General features: G+C 48.5%; 10 protein-coding genes. 6 read left to right on the top strand and 4 right to left on the bottom strand.

The window, feature by feature from the left end; genetic code table 11:
* Positions 1–36: 36 nt before the first annotated feature.
* The gene (gene gdhA, locus DSM2777_RS04335; RefSeq protein ID WP_061553264.1) at positions 37–1,380 is read left to right on the top strand and encodes an NADP-specific glutamate dehydrogenase; all 1,344 of its coding nucleotides are present in this window, start codon (positions 37–39) and stop codon (positions 1,378–1,380) included.
* Between the two features lie 168 nt (positions 1,381–1,548).
* On the opposite strand, the gene ampC is transcribed toward gdhA, so the two are convergent.
* Positions 1,549–2,718 carry a class C beta-lactamase gene (gene ampC / locus DSM2777_RS04330; protein ID WP_061555327.1) on the bottom strand — a complete coding sequence of 390 codons (1,170 nt, stop codon included), beginning with the start codon at positions 2,716–2,718 and terminating at the stop codon, positions 1,549–1,551.
* Between the two features lie 227 nt (positions 2,719–2,945).
* On the opposite strand from ampC, the gene DSM2777_RS04325 reads away from it, so the two are divergent.
* Together DSM2777_RS04325 and gorA are read left to right on the top strand one after the other, a co-directional pair.
* Positions 2,946–3,812, top strand: coding sequence for a LysR family transcriptional regulator (locus DSM2777_RS04325; protein WP_046458418.1), 867 nt, complete (start codon positions 2,946–2,948; stop codon positions 3,810–3,812).
* A 161-nt stretch (positions 3,813–3,973) separates the two neighbouring features.
* Complete coding sequence (gene gorA, locus DSM2777_RS04320) at positions 3,974–5,326, top strand: glutathione-disulfide reductase (protein ID WP_046448865.1); 1,353 nt, start codon at positions 3,974–3,976, stop codon at positions 5,324–5,326.
* Positions 5,327–5,415: 89 nt separating this feature from the next.
* On the opposite strand, the gene DSM2777_RS04315 is transcribed toward gorA, so the two are convergent.
* Positions 5,416–6,045, bottom strand: a complete 630-nt coding sequence (locus DSM2777_RS04315; protein WP_046458420.1) for a helix-turn-helix domain-containing protein — start codon at positions 6,043–6,045, stop codon at positions 5,416–5,418.
* A gap of 748 nt (positions 6,046–6,793) precedes the next feature.
* Positions 6,794–7,690 carry a LysR family transcriptional regulator gene (locus DSM2777_RS04310; protein ID WP_046458421.1) on the bottom strand — a complete coding sequence of 299 codons (897 nt, stop codon included), beginning with the start codon at positions 7,688–7,690 and terminating at the stop codon, positions 6,794–6,796.
* 544 nt (positions 7,691–8,234) lie between these two features.
* Between DSM2777_RS04310 and yhjD the strand changes: the two genes are divergently transcribed.
* Positions 8,235–9,218 carry an inner membrane protein YhjD gene (gene yhjD, locus DSM2777_RS04305; protein WP_046458422.1) on the top strand — a complete coding sequence of 328 codons (984 nt, stop codon included), beginning with the start codon at positions 8,235–8,237 and terminating at the stop codon, positions 9,216–9,218.
* 63 nt (positions 9,219–9,281) lie between these two features.
* On the opposite strand, the gene DSM2777_RS04300 is transcribed toward yhjD, so the two are convergent.
* A complete protein-coding gene (locus DSM2777_RS04300) occupies positions 9,282–10,175 on the bottom strand; it encodes a LysR family transcriptional regulator (RefSeq protein ID WP_061553263.1) in 894 nt (297 codons plus the stop codon).
* Positions 10,176–10,328: 153 nt separating this feature from the next.
* On the opposite strand from DSM2777_RS04300, the gene DSM2777_RS04295 reads away from it, so the two are divergent.
* Both DSM2777_RS04295 and DSM2777_RS04290 read left to right on the top strand, forming a co-directional pair.
* Positions 10,329–11,498, top strand: coding sequence for an MFS transporter (locus DSM2777_RS04295; protein ID WP_025799500.1), 1,170 nt, complete (start codon positions 10,329–10,331; stop codon positions 11,496–11,498).
* Between the two features lie 43 nt (positions 11,499–11,541).
* Positions 11,542–12,318 (top strand): CDP-diacylglycerol diphosphatase, encoded by a 777-nt coding sequence (locus DSM2777_RS04290; protein WP_237087843.1) that lies wholly within the window; start codon positions 11,542–11,544, stop codon positions 12,316–12,318.
* The last annotated feature ends 38 nt before the right edge of the window (positions 12,319–12,356 follow it).

Raw genomic sequence — 12,356 nt, 5'->3', positions numbered from 1 at the left:
AGTTGGAGGACTACGGGAAATAAGGAGTACCAAACTATGGAGCAGCTATTGTCTCTGGAAAACTTTCTCGCCAGCGTACAACAACGCGATCCCAACCAACCCGAATTCTTGCAGGCCGTGCGAGAAGTGATGACCACCCTGTGGCCGTTTCTAGAGAAAAATCCACGCTATCGTGACGCCGCCCTGCTAGAACGCTTGATCGAGCCTGAACGTGTGATTCAGTTCCGCGTCACATGGGTTGACGATCGCGGGCAGGTTCAGGTCAACCGCGCATGGCGCGTACAGTTCAGCTCTGCCATTGGGCCGTTTAAGGGCGGAATGCGCTTCCATCCTTCAGTTAACCTTTCGATCCTGAAATTCCTCGGCTTTGAGCAAACGTTTAAAAACGCGCTCACCACGCTGCCGATGGGCGGGGGTAAAGGCGGTAGCGATTTCAATCCAAAAGGAAAAAGCGACGGCGAAATCATGCGTTTCTGCCAAGCCTTAATGACTGAACTCTATCGTCATTTAGGTGCCGACACCGACGTTCCAGCGGGTGATATCGGCGTGGGTGGACGAGAAGTGGGCTTTATGGCCGGCATGATGAAAAAGCTGTCGAACAATACGGCATGCGTATTCACCGGAAAAGGGCTGTCGTTTGGCGGCAGTTTAATCCGCCCTGAAGCGACGGGTTATGGTCTGGTTTACTTCACCGACGCCATGCTAAAACGCCATGGTTTAGGCTTTGAAGGAATGAAAGTCGCGGTATCAGGTTCGGGAAATGTGGCTCAATACGCCATCGAAAAAGCAATGGAACTGGGCGCGCGCGTCGTCACCGCCTCAGATTCCAACGGCACCGTGGTTGATGAAGCAGGCTTTACGCCGGAAAAACTGGCGCGCCTGTGCCAGATTAAATCTCAGCAGGATGGACGCATTGCCGACTATGCCAAAGAGTTCGGCCTCACCTATCTTGAAGGCCAACAACCTTGGGGTATCAGCGTTGATATCGCTCTGCCTTGCGCCACCCAGAACGAACTGGATGCGCCAGCCGCACGTCAGTTGATCGCCAACGGAGTCAAAGCGGTGGCCGAAGGCGCAAATATGCCAACCACGATTGAAGCCACGGATCTCTTCCTTGAGGCCGGTGTCTTATTTGCCCCAGGCAAAGCGGCTAACGCCGGTGGCGTAGCAACATCGGGCTTAGAGATGGCGCAGAACGCAGCACGTATGGGTTGGAAAGCCGAGAAAGTGGATTTGCGCCTGCACCACATCATGTTAGATATTCACCAAGCCTGCGTGGAATATGGCGGTGAAGATAAACAAACCAACTATGTGCGCGGGGCGAATATTGCAGGATTTGTGAAAGTCGCTGACGCCATGCTGGCGCAGGGCGTTTTATAGGTTTTTACAGAAGTTACCCCACCCCAGCCCTCCCCTTCACAGGGGAGGGAGCCGAACGGTGCCCCATCAAATATTCGAGCTGCCAACGAGCGATGCTGATTAGGTACTCGGTCTGCCCCTCCCCCTGCCAAGGGGGAGGCTGGGAGGGGGTCTGTACAACCGAACTGATTACTTCCCTTCCAGCTCGCTTAAGATTTTATACGCCACCGTCACACGCTGATCGATAGAATAGTTCTTGTTCGCCAGCATCACGATACCCATCTTTTTAGCCGGAACAAACGCGATATAGGCACCAAAGCCATTGGTGGAACCGGTCTTGTTAATCCATACATTTTCCTGCGGTGGCAACGGTGGAACAATCGGCGTAGCAACGCTTTTTGTCATCGCCATATCGTTGCCGGTGAGCAGATCCGGTAAAGAAACCGGATACGGCAGTTGTTCCCACATCAGATCCTGCGTGATTTTGCCTGACTTGAAGTAACCGGTGTGCGTGTCGGTTAACGCTTTTTGCAGCGTCGAATTTCCATCAAGTTTTAGCTGTCCCATATTGGCTTGCGCATAGCGAATCAGGTCACTCGCGTTGGTTCGAATGCCATACGCTTCATTGCCCAATACTTCCATATTGACGTGGATCGGCTCATTCTTTTTGTTGTAGCCCCAAGCATAGTTTTCCGCTTGGTCTGCTGGAACATTAAGATAGGTGTGCGTCATGCCCAACTTCGGAAGGAGCGTTTTCTCAATCGCATCTTCGTAGGTCATTCCCATGCTTTGCGCGGCAATCATGCCCAACAGGCCGGTACCAATATTGGAATAAACACGGTGAGTTCCCGCAGGATCGGCAGGTTTCCACGCTTTCAGATAGGCCATCAACTGATCGGTATTTTTTACTTCTTCAGGCATGAACAGCGCTAAACCTGTGGTATGCGTTCCCGCATTGAGCACGCTGATGTGATCGAAATCGCTGCCGCGCAGTTCTGGCACATAATGGCTAATGCTTTTATCCAGCGATAGCTTGCCGCTGACCTGAGCATAAGATGCCAGCGTCGCGGCAAAGGTTTTGCTCAACGAGCCAACTTCAAATAGCGTGTTGTCCGTTACGGGCTGCTGTGGCTGTTTGGAAGCTAAGCCATAGTTATAAATATAATTTTTACCGTTCAGCGTAACTGCCACCGACATGCCTGGAATATTGTTTTTCTGCATCAACGGCTGGATCAGACTATCAACGGTGTCTTTAATTTTGGCCTGATCCATTTCTGACGCCATGCCACCCTGAGCCGTTACCGCCAGACAGGTAATCACGGATAACAACTTCAATGTGCTCTGCATTTTTTTACGCATATTAAATGACCTTTTTAATCGGATATGTTTTGAATCTTGCACGCCTATCAGCATGCAAAAGAAAAAGTTTAGCGAAATAATCATTCACATGATGAACCTATGGCGCAACAGCGCCAAACTCACCGTGGCGGCAGGAATATCCGCTATCACCCGTAGATTGACAAGCGAGATTAAATTCCCTTAGGGTAAAGAAAAACTTATAGCTAGCTTTTTAAAGGGCCATCATCATGCGTTCCCATCTCCCGCTTAACGCGCTGCGCGCCTTTGAAGCCTCTGCCCGCCACCTAAGTTTTACTCGTGCGGGGCTGGAACTCAGCGTGACTCAAGCCGCCGTTAGCCAGCAAGTGCGCACCCTTGAAGCGCGGTTAGGAACGCAGTTATTCAAGCGCTTACCGCGAGGATTAGAACTCACCGATGAAGCTCATGTTTTGATGCCGGTGCTCAGCGAAGCGTTTAGCCAGATTGAGGCGGTGCTCAAGCAGTTTGACGGCGGCCATTTCCATGAAGTGCTGACCGTCGCCGCGGTAGGTACCTTTGCGGTGGGCTGGCTGATGCCTCGCTTACAAAGCTTTAACGCTGACCATCCCTTTGTTGAGCTTAGACTGCTCACCAATAACAATCTGGTTAATTTAGCCGGAGAAGGCTTAGATTTTGCCATACGCTTTGGCAACGGTATGTGGCCAGCCACCCATAACGTTCGGCTATTTGATGCTCCCCTCAGCGTGCTGTGCGCTCCCAGCGTTGCTCAGCGATTAGAGCGGCCTCAAGATTTAGCCAAAGAAACGCTTATGCGCTCTTATCGTGCTGAAGAGTGGAACAACTGGTTTAGTGCGGCGGGCATTGAGCCCATCAGAATTAACGGGCCCATTTTCGATTCGTCACGCTTGATGGTTGAAGCCGCCATTCAAAATGGGGGTGTCGCGCTGGCTCCAGCCAAAATGTTCGAACACGAACTGCAAAACGGCATATTAGTGAGCCCCTTTGATATCAACGTTGAAATCGGCAGTTACTGGCTAACATGGCTGAAATCCAAACCCCTATCCCCCGCCATGCAGCAGTTTCAACAATGGCTTGTGGCACAAGCCAACGAGTAGCGCTGTCCAACGATGGTCAAGACAAAACCGTGGCCTATCACAACCATAGACGCAACCTTTGCGGCAATAGCGTGAGTAGCGTTACACTCTAAGGCAATTTTCTCACCGGCTATCATCAGCACTATGCTGAATGCCGGGTACACAACTCATGGAACTCCCTGATGACTAAACATTATGACTATCTCGCAATTGGCGGTGGCAGCGGCGGTATTGCTTCCATCAACCGTGCGGCCATGTATGGCCAAAAATGTGCACTGGTTGAAGCCAAGTATCTGGGCGGCACCTGCGTAAACGTGGGTTGTGTGCCGAAAAAAGTGATGTGGCACGCCGCGCAAATCGCGGAAGCGATCCATTTGTATGGCCCTGACTATGGTTTTGATACCACGGTGAATAAGTTCGATTGGGGCAAACTGATCGAAAGCCGCACCGCCTATATCGACCGTATCCATCAGTCCTATGAACGTGGGCTGGGCAACAATAAGGTGGATGTGATCCACGGCTTCGCCAAATTTATTGATGCGCATACCGTTGAAGTGAACGGCGAAACCATCACGGCCGATCATATCCTGATCGCAACCGGCGGCCGCCCTTCTCGCCCTAATATTCCGGGTGCTGAATACGGCATTAACTCCGATGGTTTCTTTGAATTAGATGCGTTGCCAAAACGCGTGGCAGTGGTCGGCGCTGGCTATATCGCCGTTGAAATTGCCGGTGTGCTGAATGGCTTGGGCTCTGAAACCCATCTGTTCGTGCGTAAACACGCGCCTCTGCGTACCTTTGACCCAATGATTGTTGAAGCGCTGGTTGAAGTGATGAACGCCGAAGGCCCGCAGCTGCACACCCAGTCGGTTCCAAAATCCGTGGTTAAAAATAGCGACGGTAGCCTGACGTTAACGCTGGAAAATGGCAAAACGTTTGAAGTTGACTGCCTGATTTGGGCCATTGGCCGTGAACCTGCTAACGACAATATCAACCTGAGCGCTGCGGGTGTCAAAACCAACGATAAAGGCTATATCACCGTTGATAAATATCAGAATACCAACGTAAAAGGCATTTATGCCGTTGGTGATAACACCGGTGCCGTTGAGTTAACACCGGTCGCCGTTGCTGCTGGCCGTCGTTTGTCTGAGCGTTTGTTTAACAACAAGCCAGATGAGCATCTCGACTACAGCAATATCCCGACCGTGGTATTCAGCCATCCGCCAATTGGTACTGTTGGTTTGACTGAAGACCAGGCGAAAGAGCAGCACGGCGAAGACAACGTGAAGGTGTACAAATCCTCCTTCACCGCAATGTATACCGCTGTGACTCAGCACCGCCAACCGTGCCGCATGAAGCTGGTATGCGTGGGTAAAGATGAGAAGATCGTTGGCATCCACGGTATTGGCTACGGTATGGATGAAATGCTGCAAGGATTTGCCGTTGCACTGAAAATGGGCGCAACCAAAAAAGACTTCGACAACACCGTAGCGATCCACCCAACAGGCTCGGAAGAGTTTGTGACCATGCGCTAACCATTGATGGCGCAGTAACAGAAAAGGCCGAAGATTTCTCTTCGGCCTTTTGTTTATCTTATATCTCGTACTTCGTCTCTAGCCTACGATCACGAAATATCGTGAATAAAGCTCAAAAAGTCGCTTTTACGCAACAAAGATAGGCGTTCACGGAACTGACGCAGCTTGCTGTAGATCGACTTGTCCGCAGTATGTAGCTTGGCAGCGATACACTTCACACGCATTCCGCTCATCATGTCATCTAAGATCGTGAACGTTTCTTCAGTGACGCGACCCGGGCCATTAGATGTCTGGAACGTATGCTGAACTTCTTGCGTTACAAAACGACCACCGCGTAGGACTTCTTGCACCGCTGATTCTACCGACTCAAGAGACGCTTTCTTGTTAATAAAGCTTGCGTTATCAATGAGTCGAACGAAGTTCAGCGTATGCTCTGCCTGATTAGACGTCCAGAATACGGTGCGGTAGTCATCATAAGAACGTAATCCGGCCAGCGTGCGCACAACCTGAAAAATAGATTGATTCAAACTGTCTAAATCAACCATCACAATTTTGGCTCTATCAGAATCAATCACGGCCCCTTGACCTAGCGGCGCAATCTTCTTCAATAGGCTTCTCACTCCCGCAGCAAACATAGGATCGTCAGATAAAATAGCGATCACCGCGTTATCAATATTAATGACTTCAAGCTCAGATGATGATGTGGATAATGAATTCACTTTTTATTACCTTAAATATCATCGGCAACACCACTGCGGGGTATCTTGCCTAGTAGTACATCCTTGTGATAACTCCAATCCGACGCTATGCAGCTGCAATATAAAATCAAACAGTCATGAGATAAGAACGCTATAGGATGATTTTTAATATCATCCAAAATACCAAATGAGTGCCTTTCGTCTCGTTACGTTGATTCAAACAAACGCAGGAAGATAGAAAGTAATGTGCATCATAATTAGGGAGGACTAATAACCAAGACATCCTAAATGCAGAATAACAGCAAGCTGAATATGATTCGGTATATCTTGGGTACAAGTTAGGCAGAAAGAAGAGTCTTAACAATAACTGAGGGCGGAAATGCCTTTTGCACAAAACGAAATGTAGTCTTTTTGTGTCCGTCATGTAGGCGAACGAAAGCCAAAAGCAATTCCAAATGAACAAAAAATACTTTAAATTTCATATCGTTATTGAATAAAGTTAACATATGCTCGTTTTTTGATGACTTTAAGACTATTCACAGCACGATGTCAGTAATGCCAACCAGATCACAAAAAAAGCACTAAATGTTCAGAGTAAAATATTTATAGTTATGCGATATTTTGCTTGCTAAACGCTAATAGTTCTCTATTGAATAGATAAAAATGGATAACACTTTATTTATCCTTTTTTATATATATGAAAATTAATTCTCTTTTGGAAGGAAAAAACAACTAATAAGAATTAACTATCAGTTAATTCTTATTGTATTTATTCTTGAAATGCTCCAGCCTTAATTTTATTAATGAGATTAACAATATTAACGTCCGTTGCTCGGCTCTTATGATAATGGGCATAAATGGTTCCCATTGGCTTCGCATTTGGGAATTCGAGAACCTGTACATCTACCAGTTTTTCAAACTCACGAGCAAAAGGTTGGCCACAAATCAAAATATAATCCGTGGTCGCCGTCATCATCATCAAATTGAGTACCGACGTGCTTGAGTAAATAGGCGCTTTGTTATGCGGATTCAGCACAATGTTATCTTCAAACAAAGATGGCCACATCGTTGGGCTTAAATATTCTTCCCGCTCAAGCTCCTGCAAGCTAAATCCGGCTTTAATTCGCGGGTGGTCTTTGCGACACATCACTACCGGTACCAGATCGAAAAGCGGCACATTGGTTATCATCCAATCTGCATATTTCTGCGGCGTAAAGCTAATATCAATTTTTCGGGTACGCAGACGCGTGATGTCTTTGGTCAAATCACCATCGTGGGTTTCATTGGCCAGTGCAACGTCGTCAAAAGGATACCCTTGATGCTGCAATATGCTGGTCAGGTAATATTCGAGCATCGGAGACAAGCTCAGCTTTAAACGCGTCTGACGATTATCACCATTACGTAGAGTGGTCGAAACACTCACCGCGCTCTGAATGCTATTCAGGGCCAGCGCCAAATTCGGCGTAATGTTATAAGCCAAAGCGGTGGGCTCTAATCCTTTCTTTGTACGAATAAAGAGTGGATCGTTAAAACTGTCGCGCATTTTCTTGAGTGCACGGCTAACCGACGCCGTTGAACTATCCAGCAGCTCTGCCGCTAAGGTGACACTGCGTGTATCCATCACGGTAAGAAAAATTCGGATAACGCTAACATCAATATCGAGCATGCCTTTACCTTGAATCGTTAGCTAAGGACGAATATAGGTCAAAACCCATTTCCTATCCGTCTATACCCTAAATAATTTGAGTGGCAAGCAGGTAAATTCTTGTAGGCTTACCCAAGTTTGTGAATTGGTTGATTATGCACACCAATACATATGTTACTAAAAGTTGAAAACTGGTAATTGAACGGTCTAATTATGCCATAACATACTGAATTAAACTCATTAAATAAAAAACCCACATCACAGATTGTTTGTTTAATTTTTAGCTTAACCCCGATATTACGCTCTATTTTTTCGTCATATTATGCATTCTATATCGTAATTTACTCAGTTCGAGTTAAATTAGCAGAATATTCTTAATAGTCATGGCTAAATGACGATAAAAATGGCATTAAAAGCAATCATAAAATACTTATTAACCTAAATTTTCTCTTCACCTATTTTGCCTTACAGCTCGACTCTGCTAGGATCTAAATTATTCGCCCATCCTGACGTGAGAAATTAAGCGCCTGAAATTGCATACGTTCCCAAATGCAGACAGGTGAAAATGCTTATGCCGAAAGAATTCGACCAAAAAAGCAGTAAAGCAACCGTCACCACGCAGGTGGCGAAAACGCTGGATAAAGCCAATGGCGTAATGTCCTGGTTCAAAGCCATTCCCAGCGTGGCCCATGTTATCCGCGCAGTTGATCGCTTTAATGACCGCCTAGGCAGTCAGTTCGGTGCAGCGATTACCTACTTTTCGTTTTTGTCTCTTATCCCTATTTTGATGGTGTCGTTTGCCGCTGTCGGTTTTGTGCTTGCCTCAAATCCCGATTTGCTGACTGAATTGATTAATAAAATAGTCAGTAGCATTAGCGATCCCAATTTGGCGACGACACTAAAAAATACCGTGAATACCGCCATCCAGCAGCGTACCACCGTGGGTCTGACCGGTTTAGCCATTGCGCTCTATTCAGGCATTAGTTGGATGGGAAATCTGCGTGAGGCGATTCGCGCGCAGTCTCGAGAGGTTTGGGAGCGTAATCCGCAGGATCAGGAAAAATTCTACTTCCGCTACCTGCGCGATTTTATTTCGCTAACAGGTCTAGTGATTGCGCTGATTGTTTCGCTTTCTTTTACGTCTATCGCAGGTGCCGCGCAAGCTTCTATTGTTCGCGCCTTAGGCTTAGACGGCATCGAATGGCTACGCCCCGTGATGACAGCAATTGCGCTATCCATTTCGATCATGGCTAACTATCTGTTGTTCCTTTGGATTTTCTTAGTATTGCCGCGTCATAAACCAAAGAAAAAAGCCTTGCTGCGTGGAACCTTAATTGCAGCGATTGGCTTTGAAGTGATTAAATTTGTGATGACGTGGACGCTGCCTAGCCTTGCACGCTCACCTTCCGGCGCGGCGTTTGGGTCGGTCATTGGTCTGATGGCTTTCTTCTATTTCTTCGCCCGCTTAACGCTATTTTGCGCCGCGTGGATTGCCACCGCCGACTATGACGGCGACACCACCGTAGAACGCAAAAAACCGCAGCCCTAAGCGATCCCACGCCAATCTTTCCGCTGTGAAGGGGCAAGATTGGCGTTGATATTTATCGTTTAGTCACGGGTGCAGCGGATATCTCTCCGCCAGAAAATCTAGAAAACAGCGAATGCGAGCCGAAAGCTGGCTATTTCGATAATACACCATATGAATTGACTGATATGTCTCCAAGGTGTGCTCGGCAAGCACCTGTACTAAACGCCCTTCAGCAATATCCTGATGCGTCATAAAATCAGAAAGACATACAATTCCCCGCCCGTTTATCGCCAAATGGCGCAGCGTTTCACCGCTAGACGCCGCAATATTCGGCGTAACAGAAAATGTCGCGCACTGACTCTGCTTAAGCGGCCACTGGTTAAGTGATTGTGGCTGGGTAAAGCCTAACAGCCGATGTTCACTCAGTTCTTCCACCCGCTCTGGAGTACCAAATTTTTGTAGGTATTCCGGCGCAGCCAGCACCTTCAATCCCGAACGCCCAATAGGACGCGCATGTAGACTGGAGTCTTGCAGCGTCCCAATGCGTATCGCCACATCGGTGCGCTGTTCCAGCAAGTCGATGATTTGGTCACTGGTGTTGAGCTCCAGATCAATCTCTGGAAACTGCGCGGTGAACTCTTCAATCAGCGGAACCACAACATGCAGCATGAACGGCGATGCGGCGTTTATCCGCAAACGGCCTGCCGGACGGTGCCGCTGCAAGGCCAACTGCTCTTCCGCTTCTTCAATCGCTTCGAGAATAGCGCGTGCGCGATCGAGAAAAATTCGCCCTTCTTCGGTTAAATCAATGCGCCGCGTAGTGCGGTTAAGCAGCGTCGTTTCCAGCTTTTGTTCTAAGCGCCCCAGCGCACGGCTAATACCGCTGGGCGTTTGACCTAACTGCTCTGCGGCACCGGTCAGGCTTCCCGCATCGACAACGGCGACAAAAGCCACCAGCTCTTCGGTTGTTGTTTTCATTATTGCTCACCAATCAATTATCTTGTGAGTATAGACCTATTTTTCTGCAAAAATAATCCGTGCAAACTCAGCGCCATCAATTATTCATACCCAAGAGATTTCAAACCCCGCTGTCCGTGGCTTGAAAGATGAAGAAGATAGGAGTTTGCAGTTATGCCATTAGCTCTGTTTGCGCTGACCATCAGCGCGTTTGCCATCGGCACCACGGAGTTTGTTATCGTGGGCCTGATCCCAACTATCGCCGCAGATTTACAAGTTTCCCTGCCGTCTGCGGGTCTGCTTGTGAGTTTATATGCGCTCGGCGTTGCCATTGGTGCACCGGTGCTCACCGCGTTAACCGGCCGTATGCCGCGTAAAACGCTGCTGATTGGCCTGATGGTGCTGTTTACCCTCGGTAACCTGTTAGCGTGGAAAGCGCCCGGCTACATGTCGCTGATGACCGCTCGCGTGCTGACCGGCTTAGCCCATGGGGTCTTTTTCTCTATCGGTTCTACGCTGGCCACCAGCCTAGTGCCGAAAGAAAAAGCCGCCAGCGCCATCGCGATTATGTTTACCGGTTTAACCGTGGCATTAGTCACCGGCGTACCTTTAGGGACGTTCATTGGCCAACATTTTGGCTGGCATGAAACTTTCTTGGCGGTTTCGCTGCTTGGGATTATCGCTCTTATCGGTAGCCTGATTTTCGTGCCTAACGGTTTAAAACATACACCACCTGCGTCCATCGCTCGTCAGTTGACCATCTTAAAACAGCCACGCTTGTTGATGGTCTATGCTAAAACAGCATTGGGCTACGGCGGTAACTTTGTAGTCTTCACCTTCCTTGCGCCTATTTTGCAGCAGGTTAGTGGATTTAGCGCCAGCGCCGTAACGTGGGTAATGCTGATTTACGGAGTATCTGTGGCTGCGGGTAACCTGTGGGGTGGACGCTTAGCCGACCGCATGGGTCCAATCAAAGCACTGCAAATTATTTTCTTACTGTTAGCCGCCGTACTTGCCGTGTTCAGCTTCACCGCACACAGCCCAGTGCTGGCCTTGATTACCGTGTTGTTCTGGGGTGCAGTCGCCTTTGGTAACGTTCCTGGTTTGCAGGTTTACGTGGTGCAACAGGCAGAACGCTATGCCCCTCACGCCGTTGACGTCGCTTCTGGTTTGAACATCGCAGCCTTCAACCTCGGCATCGCCGGTGGTGCATGGGTTGGCGGTATGATCGTTGAGAACTATGGCCTGATGGTGACCCCGTGGGTTGGCGCAATTGTGGTTCTGCTCGCATTTGGTATGACTCGCTGGAGCGGTGCATTAGACAAACGAGCATGTGCTCAGTAAGGTAAGCGTCCTTTAGACGACTTTATTGGGAAGTTAGGTAATGATGAGATTTCAGCGCAAAACAGGATTCATCGTACTGATTGTTATTGTGCTCCTTGTCATTACCGGCTTCTTCTTTCTTCGGCCCTCACATCCTGATGCTCTGTGGAAAATTGTCAGCCAGCAGTGCGTACCGCATCAACAGCAACGACAAAACCCGAGTCCCTGTGCTGAGGTCAACCTTGCACAGAGATTTGTGGTCTTTAAAGACCGCAACGGCCCTCTGCAATATCTATTGATGCCAACCGCCAAGGTCACGGGCATTGAATCGCCCCTCTTGTTAAACCCACAGCAACCCAACTATTTTGCCGCCGCATGGCAGCAGCGCGATTGGCTGTCAAAGCGTTATGGCAAACCAGTGCCGGATAACCTGCTGTCATTCACCATTAATTCTGAATATGGTCGAACGCAAAATCAGCTGCATATCCATATGTCCTGTACGAAACCTAAGGTACTTGCACGGATTACGGCTTTAACACCTTCACTCTCATCACAATGGCAACCGGTACAGATTGGGATCAATAACCACAGTTACTGGGCACGCACGCTCGACAAAAACGCGCTGGCAAAAAATAGCCCCTTCATTCTGTTAGCCGAAGGCTTACCGCAGGCGCGGGAAAACATGGGCGCGTTTGGATTGGCATTGCTCCCCGCTGCTGACGGTAACTTTGTGCTGTTAGCAACCCAGCGCGAATGGTGGCGATTGAATTTGGCGTCTATCGAGGAAATACAGGATCACAGCTGTGCAAGCCTGACTTCTCGCGCAAATACCCCTCAATAAATTTAAGCTCCCCTATAAGCTTTCTTGTATAAAAAGAG

Origin of the sequence: Obesumbacterium proteus, assembly GCF_001586165.1 — a bacterium.
GTDB lineage: Bacteria > Pseudomonadota > Gammaproteobacteria > Enterobacterales > Enterobacteriaceae > Hafnia > Hafnia protea.
This window is presented reverse-complemented; position numbering and strand designations above follow the sequence as displayed.